Raw genomic sequence first — 23,419 nt, 5'->3', positions numbered from 1 at the left:
GTCGTAAGCTACGGATCCGTAGGTTAGCCTGGAGGTATGAGCTCGCTCTTCCTCGCACCTGCGAAACCCCTGCGTAGCTTGGTCTCGGTGCTGGGCTCGCTGGCCGAGACTGTCGCGACGCCTCTGGTGCCGGCGGACTACCTCGACCTGGTGGCGCCGCTGCGTTCCGGCGCCGACCTGCGAGGAAGGGTCGTGTCGGTGTACGCCGAGACCGCCGACGCCGCCACGGTCACCATTCGCCCCGGACGCAGCTGGCGCGGTCACCGGCCCGGCCAGTACGTCCGGATCGGCGTCGACGTCGACGGCGTACGGCAGTGGCGGGCCTACTCGCTCACGTCCGCACCGGACCGGCCCGACGGCCTGATCGCCATCACCGTCAAGGCCATCCCCGGCGGGCGGGTCAGCAACCACCTCGTCCGGCGGCTGCAGCCCGGCATGATCCTGCACCTCGACCAGGCGGCCGGAGACTTCGTCCTGCCGCAGCGTCCGCCCCCGCGCTTGCTCTTCGTCACCGCCGGCAGCGGCGTGACCCCGGTGATGGGGATGCTCCGGCACTACGCGGCGCGGCTGGTCGAGGTGGTGCTGGTGCACTCGGCTCCGAGGCCCGACGACGTCATCTTCGGGACCGAGCTGCGGGCTCTCGCTGCCGCGGGGCGGATCCGTCTCGTCGAGCGGCACACCGCGACCGCGGGCGTGCTGGTGCCCGACGAGCTCGACACCCTCGTCCCCGACTGGCACGACCGGCAGACCTGGGCCTGCGGGCCGACCGGCCTGCTGGACGCGCTCGAGGGCCACTGGTCCGCCGCCGGGCTGGCCGACCGGCTGCACACCGAGCGCTTCCGCGCCGTCGTGGTCACCGCCGGCGAGGGCGGTGCCGTGACGTTCGCCCGTACGGGCGCGGTCGTCGAGACCGACGGTGCCGCCCCCCTTCTCGAAGCCGGCGAGGCGGCGGGAGTCTCGATGCCGTCCGGCTGCCGGATGGGCATCTGCTTCGGCTGCGTCGTCGGCCTGACCTCCGGCGCGGTCCGCGACCTGCGCAACGGCGAGCTCACGACCGCGGCCCCCGGCGACGGCGTCCGCATCCAGACCTGCGTCTCGGCTGCGGCCAGCGCCTGCACTCTCGATATCTAAAGGAACCTGACCATGACCTCGATCGTGACCTCCACAGCCACCGAGCGGCACCACGTCCCCAAGCGCTCCGGTAAGCCCGACCCCACCGCGCACCTCTCCGCCGAGCAGGTCGCCGAGCTCGGCCGTGAGCTCGACGCGCTGCGGCAGGAGGTGCTCGACTCCCGTGGCAGCGCCGACGCCGCGTACATCCGCCGGGTGATCACCGTGCAGCGGACGCTCGAGCTGAGCAGTCGGATGGTGCTGCTGTTCTCGCGCTTCCCGCCGGCGTGGGTCGCGGGGACGCTGGGGCTGTCGGTCGCCAAGATCATCGAGAACATGGAGATCGGTCACAACGTCATGCACGGCCAGTGGGACTGGATGCGTGACCCGAAGATCCACTCGCAGGTCTGGGAGTGGGACCACGCCTCGCCCGCCGACCTGTGGAAGCGGTCGCACAACCAGACCCACCACACGTACACGAACGTGCTCGGCCGCGACAACGACCTCGGCTACGGCATCATGCGCGTCGACGAGGACCAGCGTTGGGTGCCGATGTACCTCGGCCAGCCGCTGTGGAACTTCGTCAACGCTTGCTTCTTCCAGTACGGGATCGCGGCGTACGACCTCGAGCTCGGCAAGCAGCTGAACGGCCGCAGCGACGACCCGGAGCGGTTCCGCCGTGACGCCAAGGCGGTGCTGGCCAAGATCGGTCGGCAGGCGCGAAAGGACTACCTGGTGCACCCGGCACTGTCCGGGCCGTCCTTCTTCTCCACCGTGGCGGCGAACGCGACCGCCAACTTGGTCCGCAACCTGTGGTCGCACGCGGTGATCATGTGCGGGCACTTCCCGGCCGGGGTCGAGACCTTCGCGAAGGAGTCGGTCGAGGGCGAGACGCGCGGTGAGTGGTACCTGCGACAGATGATCGGCTCGGCCAACATCGAGGGCAGCCGGGCGATGCACGTGCTCACCGGCAACCTGTCGCACCAGATCGAGCACCACCTCTTCCCCGACCTGCCGAGCAACCGGTACGGGCAGATCGCCCCGCGGATCCGCGACATCTGCGAGCGCTACGGCCTCAGCTACACCACCGGATCGCTGCCCCGCCAGGTTGCCTCGGCCTGGGGTCAGGTGATCGCCCTGTCGCTGCCCAACGACTTCTCGGTGACCAAGGCCGCCCGTTCGCTGACGACGCGGGCGATCAGGTCAAGCGGGATCGTGTCCCGGTACCGGAACCGCAAGGTGTCCTTGGTCGAGCGGTAGGGCGCGAGCTCCCGCTTGAGGTCGCTGTCGGCGATCGGCACCGGATAGAGCCCCAGATGGGACTTCCAGGCGCCGTAGTGGATCAGCGGCCGGCCGTCGAGCAGGACTGTCGGGATGGCGTAGCTGATCGTCTCCGTGCTGTCCGGGACGGCCACCCGGATCCGTCGGCGCAGCTCACGCACGACCGGCTCGACATCCGCGGGTAGGGCGGCCAGGTAGTCCTCGACCGTGGTAGCAGCGTGGCCCATCGGGTCACCGTCCCACAGGTCGTCGGACGCGTCCAGCCCTCGACCTTGAGTTGGCCGAGGGCATCGATGAGGGCCACCCGCCGACTGGTCGCGGTGACGTCCGGCAACCGAACCGCAGACCTTCGCGATGGTCCACCGTCGCATCTGTTAGCTGGGGTATCCGGCGTACGGGCTGGGCTGCGTAGACCTACCTCGTGTTGGCCAGCGCCACAGTGATCCGGCGTCTGTTGCTCATCGCGGCAGTCATCCTCGCGGCGGTGTACGTGATCTGGGCAGCGATCGTCCTGCCCGCTGATGTGCCGCCGCTCGGCTTGGCCCTTGCGTTTCTGCGGCGTCCACCCCACGGGGCGGGGGCGGGGAGGGGGAGGGGGAGGCAAGGTTCGGCACGAGCGATGGGACGCGCACCTGACTGTCAACGCGCGAGAACACGGGATCCACGGCCCAAGTAGGGCGGGCAGGTGCAGCCCCAGCCAGATGCAGCCGCAGCTCATCGATTGCGGTGATCCTCGCCACACACCGTGGACGTAGGCTGGCTTCAACGCGAAGGAGCGAGCATGCAGGTCGGGATCAAGGACGGCGGCGACGGGGTGCGGTGCTGGAACGCCCCGGCCGTCGCGTCGTACGCGGACGAGGTCAACCGTCGCGAGCGGCAGGTCGGCCAGGACAACCCGGACGTCACGGTGCTGCCGGGGCGACTGGTCTGCTACGGCTGCGAGGTGATGGAGTACGACTACGGCGTCAAGTGCACCGCCTCGTTGACACGGACGCGCTACGCCGTGCGCGGTGAGATCGAACCGCGGGCCGAGGACGCCAAGGGGTCGCTGCTCGACATCGACGGCTTCCGGGGCCGTGCCCCGAGCGAGGTCGAGGCCGAAGCCAAGATGACGACCGCTGCCGGTGCCGTACCGCCGAACGGGTCCCACACCCCCGCGGCTACCGCCGCTGACAGCAAGCGGAGCGGACTCCGCGGGCTGTTCAACCGCTGAGCCTGCCGCACGTGCCGCCTCGCGCCGCTGGACGGCCGGCATCTGTCGCCGACGTGCATGCGCTGGCGTCGGCGATGCCGTACGTGACGGTGGTCAGCGGGTCGTCGGCGAACCCGGTCTACCAGGTCGGCGGTCGCAGCTTCGTCTACTTCCGGACGCCCCGGCCTGACGCCGCAGACCCGCAGACTGGTGAGCGCTACGACGACGTGATCATCTTCTGGGTGCCCGACGAGCTCGACAAGCAGGCGCTCGTCGCCGACGACCGCACCCCGTTCTTCACCACGCCGCACTTTGACGGGCACCCGTCGGTGCTCGTCCGGGCATGCCGGCTCGGTGACCTGACCTACGACCAGCTGACCGAGATGGTCGAGGACGCCTGGATCTGCCGGGCGTCGGCGCGTCGGCAGCAGGCCTGGCTCAGCCAGCACCCACGGAGCTGACCAGCGGCTTCACCTCGCTCCCGAGGAAGTGGACCAGACCCTCCAGGTCTGGTTCGTCCTCGGTCGGCTGGAAGCAGACCGAGGAGACACCGGCTGCGGCCAACCGGTCGACCGAGGCCGCGACGGCCGCCGCGTCTCCGGCGATCCCGATGTCCGGCGCGTAGCTGGCACCCCAGCGCGGCACCTCGCGTTCCAGCCGTTCCTGAGCGCCGGCTCCGGTGGCGACGAGGTGGCTGTGGACCAGCGCCCGACTCGGACGGGTCTGCAGGGGCGCGATCCGCTGCGCGATCTCGGCGACGGCCGACTCCGAGATGCAGGCACCGAGCAGCACCCCGTCGCCCAGCTCCGCGGCCAAGGCGAGCGCTTTCGGGCCTGCACCGCCCAGCATCAGGGGTGGCGGCGGTGCAGGTGGCCAGTCGAGGACCACGTCGGTCAGCCGGACGTAGCGGCCGGTCGTGGTCACCCGCTCGCCCTCGAGGAGGCTGCGGAGAGCCGCGGTGTGCTCCCGCAGCAGGGTGAGCGGCGAGGCCACGCGGGCGCCCGTCTGCTCCATCCACGGCTGCACCCCGTGACCCGTGCCTGCGACCAGCCGGCCGGGGAACATCCGTTCCAGGTTGGCGAGCTCCATCGCGGTGAGGGCGACGTTGCGCAGCGGGACGGGCAACAGGCCGATACCGACGGTGATCCGCACCGTCCAGGCCAGCGCCGCCGCGGCTGAGGCGATGCCGCTCTGCTTGAAGCAGTCCTCCCAGACCCAGAGCTCGTCGAGCCCGCTGTCCTCGGCCGCGCGCGCCAAGCCGCGCAACCGCTCCGGCGGCAGCGTAGGGACGTAGGCGATGCCGAGAGCAGGAGGTCGAGTACCAGTCATGGTCCCATCCTGATGGTCACCACTGACAAAATGACGGTCGTGCGCTATCCGCCGATCGAGCCGTACGCCAGCGGCTTGCTCGACGTCGGCGACGGCAATCGCGTCTACTGGGAGACCTCGGGCAATCCGGACGGGCAAGCCCGCGCTGGTGGTGCACGGCGGACCCGGCACGGGCTCGCGGCCCGGGCCGCGACGCACGTTCGACCCCGCCCGCTACCGGATCACGCAGTTCGACCAGCGAGGCTGTGGCCGCAGCGTCCCGCACGCCGCCGACCCCGCCACCGACATGAGAGTCAACACGACCCAGCACCTGATCGCCGACATGGAGCGGCTGCGTGAGCACCTCGGCGTGGAGCGCTGGCTGCTCTTCGGCGGCTCCTGGGGATCGACGCTCATCCTCGCCTACGCCGAGGCGCACCCCGTGCGGGTGAGCGAGATCGTCCTGATCGGCGTCACGACTGGCCGGCACGCCGAGCTCGACTGGCTGTACGGGGGCGTCGGCGCCTTCTTCCCCGAGGCGTGGGAACGGTTCCGAGACGCCCTGCCGGTCGCGGACCGCGGGGGTGACGTGGTCCAGGCGTACGCGCGGCGGATGGAACACCCCGACCGGTCGGTCCGGGATGCGACGGCGGCAGCCTGGTGCGCCTGGGAGGACGCCGTGCTCTCGACGGAAGAGTACGGCTCCGCGTCTCCCTACAGCGACCGCGTCGACGACGCCCGCCTCGCCTTCGTCCGGATCTGCGCTCACTACTTCGCCCACCGGTGCTGGCTGGCGGAGGACCAGCTCTTCCGCGACATCGACCAGCTCGCCGGCATCCCCGGCGTGCTGCTGCACGGCCGGCTCGACCTGAGCGGTCCGGCCGGCACCGCCTGGGCTCTGCACCGAGCGTGGCCCAGCTCGGAGCTGACCATCTTTCCTGGCTCCGGTCACAAGGGCAGCGACGAGATGGGCGACGCGTTGCTCGCGGCAACCGATCGTTTCGGCGGCTGAGAATCGGGGTTCCCTCGGCCGTACGGGTCCGCCGCGACGGCGCTGGTGTACGGGTTCGACGTGGTCGCAGGCCAGGCGAGCCTGGCCGCGCTGAACGGCCAGGCGGGGCCCGTATCTCCGCCGCGCGCGCCGCCTGCGACCCGGGTTGGTCCTGCCTGGACTCACTCGCCGTCACCGCTGAGCCGGCGCGGCCGCTGCTCAAGAAGTGTCAGTGGGCATCTCTAGAATTGCTCACATGTTCGATGGAGCGAGGTCGGGGTCCGGTGGGTGGCCGGTGGACCTGTCGCGCTGCTCGATCGCTGACTTGACGGGGTTGTTCGGTCAGAACCACACCGACCTGATGCGGGTGGAGTGTCGGGTGCTGTCGGTGGCGGTGGCCTGGGCGGACGCCCACGAGGTGGATGCGGACGCGGGTGACTACCAACCCCTGGTCGAACGCGCGTGTGCGTGGGGCGGGGACGGGACACCGGCAGTATCAGAGTTCTGCGCGAGCGAGCTGGGCGCCCTGCAGGGGACCGGGATGGTCGCGGCCCGGTCGTTGATCGCGGACGCCCTGGATGTGCGGTACCGGCTGCCCAGGTTGTGGGCGCAGGTCCAGGCCGGGCAGGTGCGGGGCTGGCAGGCGCGGAAGATCGCCGAGCTGACCCGGCCGTTGTCGTGGGCGGCCGCCGCCGACGTGGATGAGGCGGTCACCGGCTATCTCGGGGTGTTGCCGTGGCCCCGTTTCGAGAACGTGCTGGTGGCGGCGATCGTGGACGCCGACCCGGAGCAGGCGGTCGAGCGGGAACAGCGGGCCAAGACCGAACGAGGCGTGTGGGCGGGTCGGACCGTCGACGGGCTGCGGTCGTTGATCGCCCGCGCCTCCCAAGGCGATGTGGCCTGGTTCATGGCGATGGTGGACCGGATCGCTGACATCCTCGCCGTCGACGGTGACCTCGACCCGGTCGGCGCCCGCCGGTCGAAAGCGGTCGGCATCCTCGCCCAACCGGCCGTCGCACTACAGCTGCTGATCGACCACCAACACGACCAGCCCGCCCCCGACCAGCCGACCGAGCCCGAACCCGAGCTCAAGCTCGAGCCGGAGCCCGAGCCGGAGCCGGAGCCGGCGGCGGAGCCGGAGGACGGCTACCAGTCGGTCGGCCTGACCGCGCTACCGGCGGGAACGGACCTGTCGGCGGCCCGGCCGCGGGTGGTCCTCACCTTCCACCTCAACGAGGTGGCCGTCCGCGACGGCCACGGGCTGGTCCGCCCCGACCAGGGCGGGGAGGCGTGGACGCTGGCGGAGTTCACGGCCTGGTTGACCGGCCACGGGTGCCACGTCACCGTCCGACCGGTCCTCGACCCGGCGCTGGTGGCGGCGGTCGACAGCTACGAGACCCCGACGAGGATGCGGGCGGCGATGGCGATCCGACACCCCGCGGACGTGTTCCCCTACGGCGTCGCCACCACCGCCCATCTCGACCTGGACCACACCATCCCCTACCGGCCACGAGCGACGGGCGGGCCACCGGGCCAGACCAGCCTCGCCAACCTGGGTCCGCTCAGCCGGTCCAGCCATCGGGCGGTCACCCACGGCGGCTGGCGACGCCGACAACCCGAACCCGGCCGGTACCTGTTCCGGTCCCCGACCGGCTTCGTCTACCTGGTCACCAACCAGGGCACCCTGCCGCTCGGACGCAGCCGGTTCGCCGACCAGGTCTGGTGTGCCGCCGCGCCCTCAAACGTCAGCGCCGCCTGACCCCCGAGGTCGGCGAGACCGCCGTGGTCTCATGTGGCATGGGTCTGGATTCCGGCAGGACCGTATCGGCTCGGCCCTCCGCGGCGAGAACCCGACGGCGCTGCGCCGGCACGTCTGGCCGCGGTACGACTGGGAGCCCGCCGAGCGCGTGACCAAGCCGGTCTGGCTCTACCCGCCTGAGTCGTGGTCCCGACCAGCGCCGCAGGACCGGCTGGGACCGCAGCACGACCCTCTTCGGCGCGCGCTCGTCGCTCAGCTCGAGGCGCTGAGCAGGTCCGCGACCGGCCCGTCCGACCAGAGCTGAACCTCGACGTAGTGCTGCAAGGGCCGCCTCTGGTAGCCGTCGTAGCCCTCGTCGCGAGGAGCGACCGCCCGAGTGGCCCGGCCCGGGTCGAGCAGCTCGAGGGGGTGGACACCCTGCTGCCACTCCTCCGCGGGCGGGGGCACCCCGAGGTGCTCGCCCAGCCCGACAGCGGTGATGCTGTCGGTCCAGCTGAAGCTCGTCACCGGTCCTGGTAGCCGCGACAGCGGTAGCCGGACAGCGAGCGGCTCGTCGTACAGCCCGGCAAACCACGGGCTGTCGCCGAGCACGAAGTAGTGGGGGTGCGATCGCTCGGGGCGTCCACCTGCGGCCACGAAGAGCTCACGCATCCGCGCCTCGGTGGCGCGTCGCAACGCCAGGTACCGCGGACCGAAACGGCGGCGGGAGCCGATCCCAGGCTGGCCAGCACGACGTCGACCTCGTCGTCCGTCAGGTCGCTGAGGTTGGCGAAGGGCCGCCGGTCCGCCCGGTAGTAGTGGGTGACGAACAGCGGCGCCGCGCTCACGAGCCCGCCGCCGCCTCGGCCGCCGCCTCGAGCCGGCGGCGGTAGGACGCCCACTCATCAGCGGACTGGTCCGCCAGGTTGCCCCGGTCGTCGCCGGCGGACCCGTCGATCAGCTCGCGGAGGATGTCCGCGTGACCAGCGTGCCGGGCGGTCTCAGCGATCTGGTGCACCAGGATCTGGTGCAGCGTGACGTGCCGGTGCTGCGGTCCCCACCACGGCACGTCGCCTGGGGAGTCGAGGTCGAGGGCGGCGATGGTCGCCTCGGCGTGCGCGGCCGAGCGATGGTGCAGGGCGATGATCTCCGCGCTGGTCTGCTCCGGCGGCGCCCACATGTCTGCGTTGACCTCGGCGTCCTCGTCCAACCAGGGCAGCGGCTCGCCGAACGGGCGGCCGAAGACGTCCCCAAGATAGCCGGCCTCCACGCTCGCCACGTGCTTCACCAGCCCGAGCAGATTGGTCCCGGTCCGCGTCATCGGCCAGCGCAGGTCTCGCTCGCCGAGACCGTCGAGGCGGCTCAACAAGCCCGCCCGCTGCTCGGCCAGGTACTGCTGTAGGACAGTCTTGGACTCCATGGAGCCCACGCTAGGGGAGGGCTGATGGACCGAGGAGAGGCGTTGGCGCGACGACTGGTCGCGCAACAGCTCGGTCGGTCGACCGTAGCCCGCCCTCTCACCGACGCGGCCGTCTTCGACCTCGGCGTCCAGGACACGGGGCGCGACGGCGCAAGCTGGGCCCTGGCGAACCGGGGCGTCCCGGTGACGTCTCCGGCCGAGCTCGAGCGCAGTCCCGCCGTCGCGTTGGCCTGGACCCTGCGTAGCGCCCCGCACTACTACCGCCGGGTCGACCTGCCCGAGGTCCTCGTCGCTACGTCGCCGATGAGCGACCGCGACGCGGCGAAACGGATCTTCGGTCCCGACAAGCCGTGGCAAGAAGCCGGGATCGGTCCCGTCGACGGACTCACCGAGGTGGCCACCCATCTCCGGGCGGTCGTGACCGAGCCGACCAGCAAGGGTGAGGCGTCGACCCGGGTCTCCGCCCGGCTGAGCGAGCCGTACCTGCGCACCTGTGTGACCTGCGGGGCTGACCACTCCTGGGAGGTGCCGTTCCGGCTCGGCGCCCTCTACGCCGGGCTGGAGCTCGAGCCCGGCACGTCACCGCCGGTGCTACGCCGGATCCCGGACTGGCCCCGGACGAGCTGGGGACCCGCCCCGGACCCGTTCGCCGCACCGGAGCGGCTGCAGGTGATCCGCGGCTACCTCCGGCTGCTCGGCCCCGCGACCGTCAAGGACGTCGTCACCTTCCTGCGTGGCTGCTACCCGGGCCGGACGCCGCGCCGCCACCGGCAGACCTCGTTCGACTGCTCGGGCCCTTCGACCTGCTGCTGCAGGGCCGCGACCGCGACCTGCTCGTCCCGGATCGGACCCGGCACAAGTCACTCTGGCCCACCATCGGACGACCCGGAGCAGTCCTCGTCGGCACCGACATCGTCGGCACCTGGCGGCCTCAGGCGTCCGGGCGTCGGCTGACCGTGACCCTCGACCTCTGGACGCCGGTCCTGACCGGCCGCCGGGCCCTGATCGACGCCGAGGCGGAGCGGCTCGCCAGCCACCGCGGAGTGTCGTTGACGGCGGTCAGCACGACCTCGTAGCGCCCACGTCGACCGTTTCGGCTACGCCCGGTGGTCGGAGGAGTCCTCCGCCGCGATCTCGTAGGACGACCGCTGCCGCTCGGGCTGGGCCGACAGGTCGAGCACCACGGAAGCGGCGGTATCCGTACGCAGCTCCTCCAGCCGCTCCAGGTCGGCCGCTGGGACCAGGGCGACCAGCGGCCGTCCGTGCCGGGTGAGGACGATGCGTTCGCGGCCGTAGCCCACCCGGTTGACCAGTTCGGAGAACTGCGCCCTCGCTTCGGTCACGGGGATCTCGCTGCTCATGAAGTGAGCGTACGCTGCGTACACTATGTACAAATTGAGCAGAGATGGTGACTTCGTACGGCTGTGGTCCGGCGGAGCAGTGTCGGCCTTCGGCTCCGCGGTGGCCACGCTCGCGTACCCGCTGCTGGCGCTGAGCCTTACCCGGTCGGCGAGCCTGGCGGGCCTGGTCGGTCTCGTCGCGCTCGCCGCCGGAGCGGCGATGCGGTTGCCGGCGGGCGTGCTGGTGGACCGGCTGCCGCTGCGGCGGGTGCTGGTCACGGCCGACCTGATCCGCGCTGGCGCCACCCTGGGAGCCGCCGCGGCGGTGGTGAGCAGCCACCTGACGTTGCCGTGGTTGGTGGCGACGGCCGCCGTCAACGCCTGTGCGGGCACGTTCAGTGACACGGCGCACTCGGTCGCCGTCCGGCACCTGGTGCCCGCCGACCAGCTGCCACGGGCGTTCGCCCTGCTGGACGGCCGAGGGCACGCGGTGGGACTCGTCGGCCAGCCGGTCGGCGGCTATCTGTTCGGTGTCGCGCCAGGGCTGCCGCTGGTCGCGGACACCGTCTCGTTCGTGGTCAGCGCGGTGTGCTCGGCGAGCATCCGGTCGCCACTGACCGATCCGGCTCGGGCCACCGGTCCTCGGCCCCGCCTGAGCCGCGATCTGCTGAGGGGACTTCAGTTCGTGTTCGGTGACCCGTTCCTGCGGGCTACGCTGCTGGCGGCGGCCGGCTTCCAGCTGGTGTACGCCGGCACCACGTTCGCCCTGCTGGCCGAGCTCACCGCCCGCGGCGTCTCACCGAGTCAGCTGGGCGGGCTGTTCGCCGTGGCTGCCGTCGGCGGCATCCTGGGCGCCATCACCGCACCGACGCTGCAGCGCTGGCTCGCTCCGCACCGGCTGGTGGTAGGTATGGGCCTGGTCGCGACGACGGTGTTCGCCGCGTTCGGCTGGGTCGACCGGCCGCTGCTGGCCGGCGCCCTGCTCGGCTGCCTCTACGTCGCGACCGCCCCGGCCAACGCGATGCTCTTAGCGGCGCAGGTCCGCCGGACCCCGGCCGTCCTACAGGGTCGAGTCATGGCCGCGTCGTACCTCGTCGCCGGTCTGGTCGCCCCGGCCGGCCCGCCGCTGGCGGGCTTGCTTCTCGACCACACCGGTTCACCGACGACCTTCGTCGTGCTCGCGGCTGCCACCGCGCTGGTGACGGCCGGCGTACACCTCAACCGCGCGATGCGCAGCATGGCCGAGTGATCCCTGCCGACCTGAACTCAGCCCGGCGGCACCTTCTGCGCGCGTCCCGACCCGACAGGGCGATGTCGAACGTCCGCTGGTGGGCGGCCCGGCACCTCCCACACCACCTCCGCTGGTGGCTGGTCGGGCCGTAGCCCCCGCCACACGGGGTGCCGCATCCGGCCGGGTCCGGTGAGCTCGCTGTAGGTCACTTCGCCGACGAGCTGCGGCTCGACCCAGTGCGCGTCCCGGCTCTCCTCGCGGGGGACGTCGGCGAACGGGCTGGTCGCGCGGGCCAGCGGCGTCAGGGTGGCCGTGATCTCGACGAGCTGCCGGTCGTCGAAGCCCGAGCCGACGCGACCCACGTAGTGCAGACCGTCGGCGGTCGGCACGCCCATCAGCAGCGACCCGACGACGCCGTCGCGGCGGCCCTGACCCGCCCGCCAGCCGCCGACCACCACTTCCTGGGTGCGGATGTGCTTGATCTTGCGCCAGGAGCCGCGGCTGCCAGGGGTGTAGGTGGAGTCGTGCCGCTTGGCCACCACCCCCTCGAGGCCGAGCAGCGTGCTGGTCTCCATCGCGGCCTCCAGATCGCCGTCGAAGACCGGCGGCACCTGCAGCCGCGACCCTGGCCGCGACGGCACCAGCTCCTCGAGGATCCGACGACGCTCGTCGTACGGCCGGCCGAGCAGCGACTGCCCGTTCAGCTCGAGGATGTCGAAAAGCATCACCTGCGCCGGGTACTTTGCGCTCAGCCGCGCGATGTTGGCGGGCTTGGTGAGGTTGATCCGGTTCTGCAGTAGGCCGAAGCTCGGCCGACCGACCTCGTCCAGCACCACGACCTCGCCGTCCAGCACGGCGCTGCGCACCCCGAGCTCACCGAACGAGGCGAGGACGTCCGCGTACGCGGCAGTCTCGTCCCGGCCGCGTCGGCTGCGCAGCTCGACCCGATCGCCGGTCAGGTAGGTCACCACCCGGACGCCGTCCCACTTCATCTCGAACGCCCAGCCCTGCTGCGGGCCGAAGCGCTCCACGTCGGTCAGCGCCGCCAGCATCGGCTCGATCCGCTCTCCGTCCCCTGAGCTTGTCGACGGGCGGTCTTCTTCGTCGGTCGCCATCAGGTGCATCAGCCAGTTCTTCTCCGCCCGGCCGGCTCCACCGGTGTGGAACAGGGCGAACTTGCGGACACCGCCCAACCCACCGTCAGTCCGGCCGAAGCAGGTGACGATGACCTCTTTCCCGTCGCGCCACTTGTGCAGCCGGTACGTACCGGCGTCCCAGATCCGGACCTGCCCGCCGCCGTACTCCCCGGCCGGGATGCCGCCTTCGAACGTGCCGTACTCCAGCGGATGGTCCTCGGTCTGCACCGCGAGGTGGTTGACCTTCGGGTCGGTGGGCGGCGCCTTGGGCACGGCCCAGCTGACCAGGACGCCGTCGTGCTCGAGCCGGAAGTCGTAGTGCAGGGCTCGGGCGTGGTGCTCCTGGATGACGAAGCTGTTGCCCTCAGCCCGAGTGCTGGGCGCGGCCGCGGGGACCGGTTCCGGGGTCCTCGCGGCGTCGCGCATGCTGCGGTAGGTGGTCAGCCGGTCCGCCGTCGCTGCGCCCAGAAGGGGGGCCAGCGGGTCGCCGTCCGCCTCGATCCGAGCCAGTACCTCCTCGTACTCCAGCTGACGCAGGTCCGGGTCGTCCAGCTCGGCCCAGGTCCGCGGCGCCGCCACGGTCGGCCGCTGCCGGCCGCGCAGCGAGTACGGCGAGATGGTGGTCTTGTTGCCGTTGTTCTGGCTCCAGTCCACGAACACCTTGCCGCCGCGGTCGCTGCGCTTCATCGAGCTGATCACCCGGTCGGGCTGCTCGGCCTCCAGCGCCAGAGCGAGCTCGCGGGCCACCGCCGTCGCCTGCTCCGGGGTCACTGACCCCTCCAACGGAGCGTAGAGGTGCACGCCCTTGCTGCCACTGGTCACGGGGTACGGGTCGTGGCCGATGTCGTGCAGGATGTCGCGGGCCTGCCGGGCGATCTCGGCGCAGTCGGCCAGGCTGACCCCGTCGCCGGGGTCGAGGTCGAGCACCAGCCGGTCAGGGTTCCGCGGCGTCCCGTCGTCGGTGAAGCGCCACTGGGGCACGTGCAGCTCCAGCGCGGCGAGCTGGCCGAGCCAGGTCAGGGTCGCGAGGTCGTTGACCACCGGGTAGTCGTTGTCGTGGTCACGGTGGGCGATCGGATAGCGCCGCACCCACTCGGGCGTCCCGGCGGCCAGGTCTTTCGCGAAAAACACACTCCCGGGCTTGACGTCTGAACCGACGCCGTCTGGCCAGCGCTTACGGGTGGCCGGCCGTTGCCGCAGGTGCGGCAGCATCACCGCACCGACCCGGGCGTAGTAGTCGAGCACGTCGGCCTTCGTGGTCCCGGTCTCGGGATAGAGCACCTTGGCCAGGTTCGTCAGCCTGACCGCGCGCCCGTCGACGTCGACGACCTGCTCGCTCGTCGGCTTGGCCATGCCCGTCAGTATCCCTGGCCTACTCTCGGCCCGTGCCTCGGATCTGTTGGGAAAGTGCGCTGGTCGCCGCGACCGCGGTGCACGCCGGCTTCCAGCTGAGTGTGACCACCCTGGTCTATCCCGCGCTGGGCGAGGTCGCCCCGGACGCCTGGACCGCCGCGCACGCGTGTCACTCGCGCCGGATCGTGCCCCTGGTTGGTCTGGTCTACGGCGCGGTGGTCGTGACGTCGGCTGGCTGCGCGTTCACCCGGCCGTCCGTCCCGACCCTGGCCGCGGCCGCCGCCTCGGCGGGTGCTCTCGCCACCACGGCCCTGGTCGCCGCGCCCCTGCACGGACGGCTCACACCCATCCGTGACCCGGAGCTGTTCGCCCGGCTGCTGAGCGCCGACCGGTGGCGCAGCCGCCTCGCCCTGGTGGCGCTGGCCGCGGCCCTGGGTCAGGTGGGTCGGCCGAGCCCGGTCTCGTCGAGGTGGTGGCGCAGCTCGACCAGCGAGTCATAGACCCCGACGGCCCCGGCCGCGGTCAGCTCCTCGGTCGAGAAGCCGCCCGTCCGTAGGGCCAGGGTGGCGACGTCGAGCTTGCCGGCCGCGATCGCGTCGTAGACCGAGTCGCCGACCATCACCGCGGTCGAGCCCTCGACCTTGGCCAGCGCGCTCTGCACCAGGTCCGGTTCGGGCTTGCTGTGCTCGGCGTCGTCGGACGTGGTCCAGGCGTCGGCCAGCCCCTTGCCGTCGATCAGGTCGAGGAAGTGGTCGACGTGCTGGCTCTTGCCCGAGCTCGCCAGGACGAGGCGGAAGCCGCGGTCCTTGACGTCGCGCAACAGCTCGTGGGCGCCCTCGAAGGGCTGCACCTCGTTGATCAGCTGGTCGAACTCCTCGACCCAGGCGTCGCGGAGCTCGTCACCGTGCGCCTCCTCGACCTCGCGGCCGCCGATCTCAGGGACGAACGTGTCGCCGCCCATCCCGATGCCGCGGTGGATGCGCCAGAGCGGCCGGGTGATGCCGTAGCGCCGGAAGGCGCGGAACCAGGCGAGAGCGTGCTGGTAGTTCGAGTCCACCAGGGTGCCGTCGACGTCGAAGATCGCGGTGTCAGCCATGGTGGGATCCTTACCCACGTCACGCACGTCCCGCACAGCACCGGAGGTGTCGGTTGCCCCAGCCCGACCACGTACGCCGTTGGCGTCAGTACCTGGCCGACGAGCGGGCCGAGGCGTCGGTCTACCGCGACCTCGCCAGCCACCGGCAGGGTGAGGAGCGCCAGATCCTGCTGGCCCTCGCCGAGGCCGAGGGCCGGCACGAGCAGCACTGGCTCGACCTGCTCGGCGACCGCGTCGGAAGACCCCGACGGCCTGACGTCCGGACCCAGATCCTGGGGCTGCTGGCCCGCCGTTTCGGGTCGGTGTTCGTGCTGGCGCTGGCCCAGCGGGCCGAGGCCCGGTCGCCGTACGAGCAGGACCGCGACGCCACCCCCACCATGGCCGCCGACGAGCGGATCCACGAGGAGGTCGTCCGCGGGCTGGCCGCGCGGGGCCGCAACCGGCTCTCGGGCACCTTTCGGGCCGCGGTCTTCGGCGCCAACGACGGGCTCGTCTCCAACCTGTCGCTGGTGCTGGGGATCAGCGCGAGCGGGGTGGCCAACCACATCGTGCTGCTGACCGGACTGGCCGGGCTGCTCGCCGGCGCCCTGTCGATGGGGGCGGGGGAGTATGTGTCGGTCCGCTCCCAGCGCGAGCTGCTGGAGGCCTCGGCCCCGGATCCGGACACCCAAGCCCTGCTGCCCCAGCTCGACCTCGACGCCAACGAGCTGGCCCTGGTCTACCGTGCGCGAGGGATGGACGAGACGGAGGCGGAAGCGCACGCCGCCGCGGTGCTCGGCAGTCCCGAACCCGACGTCAGCGACGCCCCCGCGCTGGTCGAGGTGGACGAGCACGAGGCGATCGGCACCGGGCTCGGCGCTGCCGTGTCGAGCTTCTGCTTCTTCGGGTCCGGCGCGGTCATCCCGGTGCTGCCGTACCTGTTCGGGCTCTCGGGGCTGACGGCGGTGGTCGTCGCGGCCGTCCTGGTCGGGCTCAGCCTGCTCGCCACCGGGGCGACCGTCGGCCTGCTCTCCGGCGCCTCCCCGCTCAAGCGTGGCCTGCGGCAGCTCGTGATCGGGTACGCGGCTGCTGCGGTGACGTACCTGCTGGGCCTGTTGTTGGGCACCGGCTAGCCGGGCGTGACGGTCGCGGCCAGCAGTCGGCGGGCCCGGCGACCGAGGTCGCTGAGGTCGACCCGGCCGGCGTCAGCAGCCGCCGCCAGCCGCGCGGCCAGGTCGAGCGCCTCCTCGACCATCGGGGCGTCCGCGGCGGCTTCTTGACCCATGTCGCGCAGGATCGTGCCCTCGGTGCGGGAGGCGATCACCGGGTCGGGGATGCCGTCCACCCACACCTTCGTCCGCCGGCCGTCCCCGCGTTCGTCGCCGGTCAACGGCTCGTGGGCGAAGATCTTGTCGGCCCGGGCGAACTTGCCGAAGCCGAGCGAGACCATCCGCGATTCTGGGGGCACGTGCCGATCCTCGCAGGCGCTTGTCAGTGGCGGCGGATAGCCTGCAAAAACGATGCCTTCTTATCTGCGCTACCCACACCTGCACGGCGACCTGGTGACCTTCGTCGCCGCCGACGACGTCTGGCTCGCCCCGCTCACCGGCGGCCGCGCTTGGCGGCTCACCGACGACCGGACGCCGGTCAAGAACCCTCGGTTCTCCCCCGACGGCCGTACGGTAGCCTGGACCTCCACCCGCGACGGCCACAGCGAGGCGTACGCGGTCGACGTCGAGGGCGGCACGCCGTTGCGGCTCACCTGGTGGGGCAACCCCACCACCTCGGTGCTCGGGTGGACCGCCGACGGCCGGGTGCTCGTCGCCTCGTCGGCCCACGAGGCCAACCTGCGCCGCCAGGTCGTGCACGCCGTGGGCCTGGACCGCGCCGTCGAGCGGCTGCCGTACGGGCCCGCCTGGGGCCTCGCCACCCGCGCCGACGGTGCGACGGTGCTGCCACGGTGGGCAGTCGGCCGCCCGCCCTCTGGAAGCGTTACCGCGGCGGGACCGCGCCCCGGCTCTGGCTGAACCGGGGCGGCGACCCGGCCACGTGGGAACAGCTGCTGGCCGAGGAAGAGGCCTCGTTGGTCGACCCGATGTGGCTCGGCTCGACGCTGGTCTTCACCAGCGACCTGGCCGCGACGTTCCCCGACCATGCCGACGAGGTCGGCAATCTCTACGCCCTCGACGTCGACGAGCCGGGGGCCCGACCGCGTCGACTGACCAGTCACACCGCTTCAGCCGGGTACGTGCGCGACGCCACCACCGACGGCGACCGGGTGGTCTACGCCGCCCTCGGCACGTTGTACCTGCTGCCGAGCCTCGACGGGTCCGCCGCCCCCCTGGACATCACGCTGCCGGGCAGTCTGGCTGGCCGGCAGCCGCGCCAGCTCGACCCGACCAAGCAGCTCACCGAGCTGCGTCCCGACGCCGGCGCTGACGCCAGCCTGGTCGAGTGGCACGGCAAGGCCTTCCTGCTCAGCCACCGGCAGGGACCGGCGCGTGCCCTGGCGGCCGACTCCGGCGTCCGAGCCCGGCTGGTACGTCCCCTCGGTCGGACGGGGTCTGCCGTGCTGGTCAGCGACGCCGACGGCGAGGACGCGATGCAGGTCCATCCTGCGCCCGGCGCCGGCCAGGTACGCCGGCTGGCCCTCGGCCAGCTGGGCCGGGTCCTGCACCTGGAGAGCGACCCCGCGGGTGAGCGGGTGGCGACCGTGTCCCACGACGGCGCGGTCCGGCTGGTTGACGCCACGACCGGTGCCGTCCGGCTGCTTGGCACCTCGGCCAACGGTGAGGCCGGAGGACTGACCTTCTCCCCCGACGGCCGCTGGCTGGTCTGGTCCGAGCCCATCCGCATCGAGGCGCAGCACCGACTGGTGCTCGTCGACCTGGACGCTCCGCAGGGCGAGCCGGTGCCGTTGACGAGCGGCCGGTTCGACGACACCTCGCCCGCCTTCACCGCCGACGGAAAGTACCTGGCTTTCCTCTCCGCTCGCACCTTTGACCCGAGCTATGACAGCCACGTCTTCTCCCTCGGCTTCAGCGCGGCCGTCCGGCCCTACCTGGTGCCGCTGACCGCGACCGAGCCGGCGCCCTTCGGTCCGAGCGCGGACGGCTGGCGGCTCAGCAAGGAGCCCGCCACCGACAAGCCGGAGGAGACGGCGCCGTCCGGGCCGGCCGTGGCGCTGGATCCCGACGGTTTCGAGCAGCGGGTCGTGGCCTTTCCGGTGCCCTCGGGTCGGTTCCGCGACCTGCAGGCAGCCCGGGACGGTGTCCTCTGGATCCGCGAGGCCGCTGACTCCGGCGAGCTGGGTGCGCGGCGGGCCGGCGTCGAGGGGGAGCCGCCCGGCCACGCGGTCGAGTTCTTCTCCTTCGTCGACCGAAAGGTGGTCGAGCTGGTCGACCGCGCCGACAGCGCCCGGGTCAGTGGCGACGGTGAGCGGGTGGTCGTCCGGGCGGGCGACGAGGTCTCCGTGCGGCTGACCGCGCGCCCGGTCAAGCCCGAGGACAGCGAGCTGGTCACCGTCGACCTCAGCCGGCTGCGGTTCGAGCTCGACCCGGTCGCCGAGTGGCACCAGATGTTCGACGAGAACGCTCGGATCATGCGCGACCACTACTGGCGGGCCGACCTCAACGGCGTGGACTGGGACGCCGTCGTTGCCCGCTACCGGCCGCTGGTCGCGCGGCTGGCCGGCCACGACGACCTGGTCGACCTGCTCTGGGAGACCGTCGCCGAGCTGAACACCTCCCACGCCTACGTCGACGCTGGCAGCCACGCCGGCGACGGCGAGCGTCGGCTCGGCCTGCTCGGCGCCGACCTCAGCCCAGCCGCCGGCGGCTGGCGGATCGACTGGATCCTGCCCGGGGAGAGCAGCGACCCGGCTGCCCGGTCGCCGCTACGGGCCGCCGGGGTCGCCGCGCAGCCGGGCGACCTCGTGGTCGCGGTCAGCGGCCGCCCGGTGGACCCGACCGTGGGTCCGGCGGCCGCCCTGATCGGGACCGCGGACAAGCCGGTGGAGCTCACGCTGCGTTCCGGGAACCGGGATCGCCGCGTCGTCGTAGTGCCGCTCGGCGACGAGGAGCCGTTGCGCTACCAGGACTGGGTGCTCGGCCGCTCGGCGTACGTCCGCGAGCACAGCGGCGGTCGGCTCGGCTACGTCCATGTGCCCGACATGATGAGCCCGGGCTGGGCCCAGCTGCACCGCGACCTGCACCTGGCCACGGAGACCGAGGGTCTCGTGGTCGACGTCCGCTACAACCGGGGCGGCCACACCAGCCAGCTGGTGCTCGAGCGGCTGGCCCGCCGGGTCGTCGGCTGGACCGTCGCCCGGCACGCGGACCAGGCCCGGCCGTACCCGAGCCTGGCACCGCGGGGGCCGGTGATCTTCGTGGCGAACGAGTTCTCCGGCTCCGACGGCGACATCGTCAACGCCGGCGCGCAGGCGATGGGACTCGGCCCGGTGGTCGGGAGGCGGACCTGGGGCGGGGTCGTCGGGATCGACGGCCGCTTCGACCTGGTCGACGGGACCAGCATCACCCAGCCGCGCTACGCCACCTGGCTGCAGGGCTACGACTGGGCGGTGGAGAACCACGGCGTCGACCCCGACATCGAGGTCGTGCACTCCCCCGACGACTACGAGCGCGAGTCCGAAGCCGACCCGCAGCTCGACCGGGCTATCGCGGAGGCTCTTGACCGGCTGGCCCAGACCCCGGCGGCAAGCCCGCCCACGCAGCCGGAGCCGCGCGTGCGCTGAGGCACTCGATCGGCTATCCGTTGAAGATCCGCGGCAGCACCAGGAGCATGATCGTCGACCAGGTGATGTGGGTCAGGATCGGCGCGAGCACGCCGCCACCGGCGCGACGCTGCAGCCCGACGACCGCGCCCAGGGTGACGGCAGCGAAGACCAGCACCGGGTTACCGCCGGCGATCGTGGCCAGCGCGTAGATGATCGTCGAGATCAGGACGGGCCGTTTACGGCCGATCGCGGCGAACAGCGCGCCCCGGAAGAACAGCTCCTCGGCGATCCCGTTGACCAAGGTGATGACCATCAGCAGGTACAGGTTGCCGGCCTTGGCGTAGCCGAGGACGTCCTCGATGTAAGCGGCCAGCGGCGGGATCTCGCGGGTGATCAGGCCGCCGACCACGAAGACTGCGCCGAGCGCCAGCCCGACCAGGATCGGGGTGATGATCGGCCGCCGGCGGGCGCCGAGGATCTCGATGTGCCCGAGGTGCAGCGGTCCCGACGCCAGGCTGCCGACGGCCCAGGTGGCGGCCAGCCCGAAGGTCAGCGGATAGAACGCCGGGTCGCCCTGTTCGGTGGCGAACGACAGCCCGAGCAAGGTGGCGCCCACCACCAGCGTGACGGCGACGACGATCCGCCGGTAGTGGAACGCCCGGTCGGTCTGGGCGTGGTCGCGTTCGACCTTGTCGATCAGGATCGGCCGGACGACCCCCAAAGCGCGCCCCAGGAGACGCCCCCGAGTGTCGGTCACGCGTTGGCCTTCGCGCGCTGTGCGTACGCCTCTTCCACCGCAGCGGTGTAGTCCATCGGCTCGCCGGGCACGACGTCGAGGATCGTGTGCTCGTGCACGACCACCTCGTTGCTCATCGAGTCGATCAGGTTGCGCGCGGTCTCGGTGTCCACGTCGGTGACGAAGGCCAGCCAGTGCGACGACAGCCGCGGGGTCAGCAGCGGCACGGTGAGCATCGGCAGGGTCCGGTTGTGGTGCAGCTTGGCCACCCGCTGCATCATCTCGGCGTACGTCAGCACCTCAGTCCCCCCGATCTCGAACACCCGACCCCGGGCCGCCTCCGGCTCGAGCACCCCGACCAGGTAGCGGACCACGTCGGCGAGGGCGATCGGCTGCGTCTTGGTGGTGGCCCAGCGTGGGACGACCATAGCCGGCAGGTGCGCCACCAGCTGACGGGTGATCTCCCACGAGATGCCGCCATGACCGATGACGATCGCCGCCCGCAGCACGGTCACCGGGACGCCGTCCGCGCCGAGCAGCTGCTCGACCTCGCGCCGCGATTTCAGGTGGTCGGACAGGTCGGCGTTCTCGTCGCCGAGCCCGCCGAGGTAGACGATCCGCTCGACGCCGGCCTGGGCGGCGGCGGCGCTGAAGTGTCGAGCCGCTTCGGCGTCGCGGCGGACGAAGTCGGCGCTGTCGAGGGAGTGCACCAGGTAGTAGGCCGCGTCGACGCCCACCATCGCGCGGTCGAGGCTGACCCGGTCGCTGACGTCGGCCTGGACCGGCTCGCCGGCTCCGTCGTAGTCGTCGGGATGCCGGGTCATCGCCCGGACGGTGTGGCCGGCGTCGACCAGAGCGGTCGCCAGGTGCGAGCCGACGAAGCCGGAGGCGCCGGTGACGAGGACGGTCAAGGGCATGGGGGCCTCCTGGGCCGGTGATCGGGTCGCTACGAGCCTACGCGGAGCGGTTGACGTCCAGAGTTCTCCGGGGGGTCGGTCAGGGGATGCAGACGCGCAGGACGCCCGGCTTGATCACGGCCTCCAGGGTGCGGCACTCGCCGGCGACGTCGCCGTCCAGCTGGTAGGGCTCGGGCTCGTCCAGGCGGACCAGGACCCGGCGGGCCTGCCAGGTGTCGACCTGGTCGTCGCGCTGGCTGCGGCGGGTCACCACCCGCAACGCGAGCTTGAGCCAGTGCCGGACGCGGTGCGGTGAGGCGACGTAGAGGTCGAGGTGGCCGTCGTCGGCCTCGGCGTCAGGGATCAGCACCAGACCACCGGGCAGCTTGCCGACGTTGCCGATCAGGCAGAGCATGGCGCGCCGGCGGCGGCGGCGCCCCTGGTCGATCGTGATCTCCATCGACATCGGCAACCGGCCCAACGCCTTGCCCGCGGCCAGGAAGTAGGCCGCCGGGCCGACCTGCGCCTTGAGCGCGGGGTCGACCTCGTCCATGATCATCGCGTCCACGCCCACGCCGGCCATCACGGCGAAGTGCTCCGAGCGGTCGCCGTCGACGGTCAGCTCGATCAGGTCGATGTCGCGGGTGAGGCCGGCGAAGGCGACGTCGAGGCCGCCCGGCTCGTTCAGCGGCAGCTCGAGGTTGCGGGCGAGCAGGTTTCCGGTGCCGGCGGCGATCAGGGCCATCGTGACGTCGGTCTCGGCCAGCACGTCGGCAACGGCCCGGATGGTGCCGTCCCCGCCCGCCGCCAGCACCAGGTCCACGCCGGCGTCGAGGGCCTGCTGCGCCATCCCGCGCCCAGGGTCGTCCACGCTCGTCTCGAGCCAGAGCGGTTCGGACCAGCCCGCGGCCCGGGCGCGGGCGCGGACCAGGTCAGGGAACGCGGCGGACACCTTGACCGGGTTGGCGATCACGGCGAGCCGGCGTGGCGCGGAGTCGGACACGCTCGATTTTCCCAGACTTTGGAGGCGTCTCGGTTCACCCTTGGGGGTGAGGCTCGGCTGGGCGGTGTTGTCGGACCTCCTGCAGGTGCCGCCGGGCCGTCCGAGCAGTCTCGCGGGCGTCGCGCTCGTCGGCCTCCGCGGCCGCCAGCTCGGCGCGCAGCTCCTCGACCCGGTCGGCCAGCTCGTCGGCCCGGGCGGTGGCCGCTTCGGCCTCGCGTTCGGCCGCTGCCTCGCGTTCGGCTTGCGCCTCCCGTTCCGCTTGAGCCTGCTGTTCCGCTTGAGCCTTCTGTTCCCTGAGCTCGTCCTGTTCCCTGAGCTCGTCGAAGGGCGCCTCCTCCGGCTGGGCCTGCTCAGGCTCCGGCGGCTCGGGGAGGGAGGCGGCCATGGCGGCCATCAGGTCGCTCGGACCGAACCCGCCGTAGGTGACGGCGGCGCTCAACCGGCCCGCCCGCAGCTGCGCGCGGACCTCGGGGTCGCCGAGACCGGCCTGCAGCGTCTGGCTGATCTCCTGCAACGCGGCGTCCGGCGCCCGGTAGCCGTGGTCGGCGCCGAGGGTGACGGCCGTCTTGGCCAGCCGGTCGACCAGCCGCCGCCGGTCCGTCGACAGCCGGCGCAGGTCGGCGCCGGAGGATCGGCGCTGCGCGTCGGCGAGCGCGTCCCCGAGCTCGAGCAGGGAGGTCACCTCGACCGGGGACTCCCGGGCCAGCAGGTTGACCAGCCACGCCGTCCGGGTCGGCCGGCGCAGGGCGCCGATCTGCTTGGCCAGCTCGCGCTCGCGCGCCTTTCGCGCCGCCGCGACCAGCGCCGTCCGGCGTTCGACGAAGTCCTCAGGCGAGCCGCCGTACAGCTCGTCTGCCGCCGCCTCGAGGTCCAC

The 23,419-nt window shown here is 72.1% G+C and carries 20 protein-coding genes and 3 pseudogenes; 11 read left to right on the top strand and 12 right to left on the bottom strand.

The window, feature by feature from the left end; translation table 11 throughout:
• The first annotated feature begins 36 nt into the window (after positions 1–36).
• Positions 37–1,131, top strand: a complete 1,095-nt coding sequence (locus tag ACFE76_RS01765; RefSeq protein WP_375430012.1) for a ferredoxin reductase — start codon at positions 37–39, stop codon at positions 1,129–1,131.
• Positions 1,132–1,143: 12 nt separating this feature from the next.
• Positions 1,144–2,370, top strand: a complete 1,227-nt coding sequence (locus tag ACFE76_RS01760; protein ID WP_375430011.1) for a fatty acid desaturase family protein — start codon at positions 1,144–1,146, stop codon at positions 2,368–2,370.
• Here the strand turns inward: ACFE76_RS01760 and ACFE76_RS01755 are convergent.
• A pseudogene (locus ACFE76_RS01755) lies at positions 2,346–2,618 on the bottom strand (iron chaperone); the annotation flags it as partial. The gene ACFE76_RS01760 and the pseudogene ACFE76_RS01755 overlap by 25 nt on opposite strands.
• A gap of 554 nt (positions 2,619–3,172) precedes the next feature.
• Here ACFE76_RS01755 and ACFE76_RS01750 point away from each other — a divergent pair.
• Positions 3,173–3,604 carry a hypothetical protein gene (locus ACFE76_RS01750; RefSeq protein ID WP_375430010.1) on the top strand — a complete coding sequence of 144 codons (432 nt, stop codon included), beginning with the start codon at positions 3,173–3,175 and terminating at the stop codon, positions 3,602–3,604.
• Between the two features lie 11 nt (positions 3,605–3,615).
• The gene (locus tag ACFE76_RS01745) at positions 3,616–4,044 is read left to right on the top strand and encodes an MmcQ/YjbR family DNA-binding protein (protein ID WP_375430009.1); all 429 of its coding nucleotides are present in this window, start codon (positions 3,616–3,618) and stop codon (positions 4,042–4,044) included.
• On the opposite strand, the gene ACFE76_RS01740 is transcribed toward ACFE76_RS01745, so the two are convergent.
• A complete protein-coding gene (locus tag ACFE76_RS01740; protein ID WP_375430008.1) occupies positions 4,022–4,912 on the bottom strand; it encodes an LLM class flavin-dependent oxidoreductase in 891 nt (296 codons plus the stop codon). The two genes, ACFE76_RS01745 and ACFE76_RS01740, sit on opposite strands and share 23 nt — an antisense overlap.
• 148 nt (positions 4,913–5,060) lie before the next feature.
• Between ACFE76_RS01740 and pip the strand changes: the two genes are divergently transcribed.
• Positions 5,061–5,903: a prolyl aminopeptidase gene (pip, locus tag ACFE76_RS01735; RefSeq protein WP_375430007.1), complete on the top strand. Its 843-nt coding sequence runs from the start codon at positions 5,061–5,063 to the stop codon at positions 5,901–5,903.
• Positions 5,904–6,207: 304 nt separating this feature from the next.
• Positions 6,208–7,641: a DUF222 domain-containing protein gene (locus ACFE76_RS01730; protein WP_375430006.1), complete on the top strand. Its 1,434-nt coding sequence runs from the start codon at positions 6,208–6,210 to the stop codon at positions 7,639–7,641.
• Positions 7,642–7,893: 252 nt separating this feature from the next.
• Here the strand turns inward: ACFE76_RS01730 and ACFE76_RS01725 are convergent, their stop codons facing one another.
• Positions 7,894–8,292 (bottom strand): hypothetical protein, encoded by a 399-nt coding sequence (locus tag ACFE76_RS01725; RefSeq protein WP_375430005.1) that lies wholly within the window; start codon positions 8,290–8,292, stop codon positions 7,894–7,896.
• Between the two features lie 172 nt (positions 8,293–8,464).
• Positions 8,465–9,040, bottom strand: a complete 576-nt coding sequence (locus ACFE76_RS01720) for a DinB family protein (RefSeq protein ID WP_375430004.1) — start codon at positions 9,038–9,040, stop codon at positions 8,465–8,467.
• A gap of 24 nt (positions 9,041–9,064) precedes the next feature.
• Between ACFE76_RS01720 and ACFE76_RS01715 the strand changes: the two are divergent.
• Positions 9,065–10,116: pseudogene (locus ACFE76_RS01715) on the top strand (DNA glycosylase AlkZ-like family protein).
• Between the two features lie 21 nt (positions 10,117–10,137).
• Here ACFE76_RS01715 and ACFE76_RS01710 read toward each other — a convergent pair.
• Positions 10,138–10,401, bottom strand: a complete 264-nt coding sequence (locus ACFE76_RS01710) for a type II toxin-antitoxin system Phd/YefM family antitoxin (RefSeq protein WP_375430003.1) — start codon at positions 10,399–10,401, stop codon at positions 10,138–10,140.
• A gap of 34 nt (positions 10,402–10,435) precedes the next feature.
• Here ACFE76_RS01710 and ACFE76_RS01705 point away from each other — a divergent pair, with 34 nt between their 5' ends.
• A complete protein-coding gene (locus ACFE76_RS01705; protein ID WP_375430002.1) occupies positions 10,436–11,629 on the top strand; it encodes an MFS transporter in 1,194 nt (397 codons plus the stop codon).
• A 17-nt stretch (positions 11,630–11,646) separates the two neighbouring features.
• Here ACFE76_RS01705 and ACFE76_RS01700 read toward each other — a convergent pair whose 3' ends face one another.
• Positions 11,647–14,100 carry an ATP-dependent DNA ligase gene (locus tag ACFE76_RS01700; RefSeq protein ID WP_375430001.1) on the bottom strand — a complete coding sequence of 818 codons (2,454 nt, stop codon included), beginning with the start codon at positions 14,098–14,100 and terminating at the stop codon, positions 11,647–11,649.
• Positions 14,101–14,132: 32 nt separating this feature from the next.
• Here ACFE76_RS01700 and ACFE76_RS01695 point away from each other — a divergent pair, with 32 nt between their 5' ends.
• Positions 14,133–14,600: a hypothetical protein gene (locus ACFE76_RS01695; RefSeq protein WP_375430000.1), complete on the top strand. Its 468-nt coding sequence runs from the start codon at positions 14,133–14,135 to the stop codon at positions 14,598–14,600.
• Here ACFE76_RS01695 and ACFE76_RS01690 read toward each other — a convergent pair.
• The gene (locus ACFE76_RS01690; RefSeq protein ID WP_375429999.1) at positions 14,537–15,196 is read right to left on the bottom strand and encodes an HAD family hydrolase; all 660 of its coding nucleotides are present in this window, start codon (positions 15,194–15,196) and stop codon (positions 14,537–14,539) included. The two genes, ACFE76_RS01695 and ACFE76_RS01690, sit on opposite strands and share 64 nt — an antisense overlap.
• Positions 15,197–15,249: 53 nt before the next feature.
• Here ACFE76_RS01690 and ACFE76_RS01685 point away from each other — a divergent pair, with 53 nt between their 5' ends.
• Positions 15,250–16,308, top strand: a complete 1,059-nt coding sequence (locus ACFE76_RS01685) for a VIT1/CCC1 family protein (RefSeq protein WP_375429998.1) — start codon at positions 15,250–15,252, stop codon at positions 16,306–16,308.
• Here the strand turns inward: ACFE76_RS01685 and ACFE76_RS01680 are convergent.
• The gene (locus ACFE76_RS01680; RefSeq protein ID WP_375429997.1) at positions 16,305–16,643 is read right to left on the bottom strand and encodes a hypothetical protein; all 339 of its coding nucleotides are present in this window, start codon (positions 16,641–16,643) and stop codon (positions 16,305–16,307) included. The two genes, ACFE76_RS01685 and ACFE76_RS01680, sit on opposite strands and share 4 nt — an antisense overlap.
• A 52-nt stretch (positions 16,644–16,695) precedes the next feature.
• Here ACFE76_RS01680 and ACFE76_RS01675 point away from each other — a divergent pair.
• Positions 16,696–19,928: pseudogene (locus ACFE76_RS01675) on the top strand (PDZ domain-containing protein).
• A gap of 13 nt (positions 19,929–19,941) precedes the next feature.
• Here the strand turns inward: ACFE76_RS01675 and ACFE76_RS01670 are convergent.
• The 4 genes from ACFE76_RS01670 to ACFE76_RS01655 form a co-directional block, all read right to left on the bottom strand.
• Entirely contained in the window at positions 19,942–20,667 is a 726-nt protein-coding gene (locus ACFE76_RS01670; protein ID WP_375429996.1) for a lysostaphin resistance A-like protein, read from the bottom strand.
• On the bottom strand, positions 20,664–21,563 hold the full coding sequence (locus tag ACFE76_RS01665) for an NAD(P)H-binding protein (protein ID WP_375429995.1): 900 nt from the start codon (positions 21,561–21,563) through the stop codon (positions 20,664–20,666). Before ACFE76_RS01665 ends, ACFE76_RS01670 begins: the two co-directional genes overlap by 4 nt.
• Positions 21,564–21,642: 79 nt before the next feature.
• On the bottom strand, positions 21,643–22,545 hold the full coding sequence (locus tag ACFE76_RS01660; protein WP_375429994.1) for a diacylglycerol/lipid kinase family protein: 903 nt from the start codon (positions 22,543–22,545) through the stop codon (positions 21,643–21,645).
• Positions 22,546–22,579: 34 nt separating this feature from the next.
• Positions 22,580–23,419: a hypothetical protein gene (locus ACFE76_RS01655; protein ID WP_375429993.1), complete on the bottom strand. Its 840-nt coding sequence runs from the start codon at positions 23,417–23,419 to the stop codon at positions 22,580–22,582.

The organism is uncultured Friedmanniella sp. (assembly GCF_964244005.1).
Classification (GTDB): domain Bacteria; phylum Actinomycetota; class Actinomycetes; order Propionibacteriales; family Propionibacteriaceae; genus Microlunatus.
This window is presented reverse-complemented; position numbering and strand designations above follow the sequence as displayed.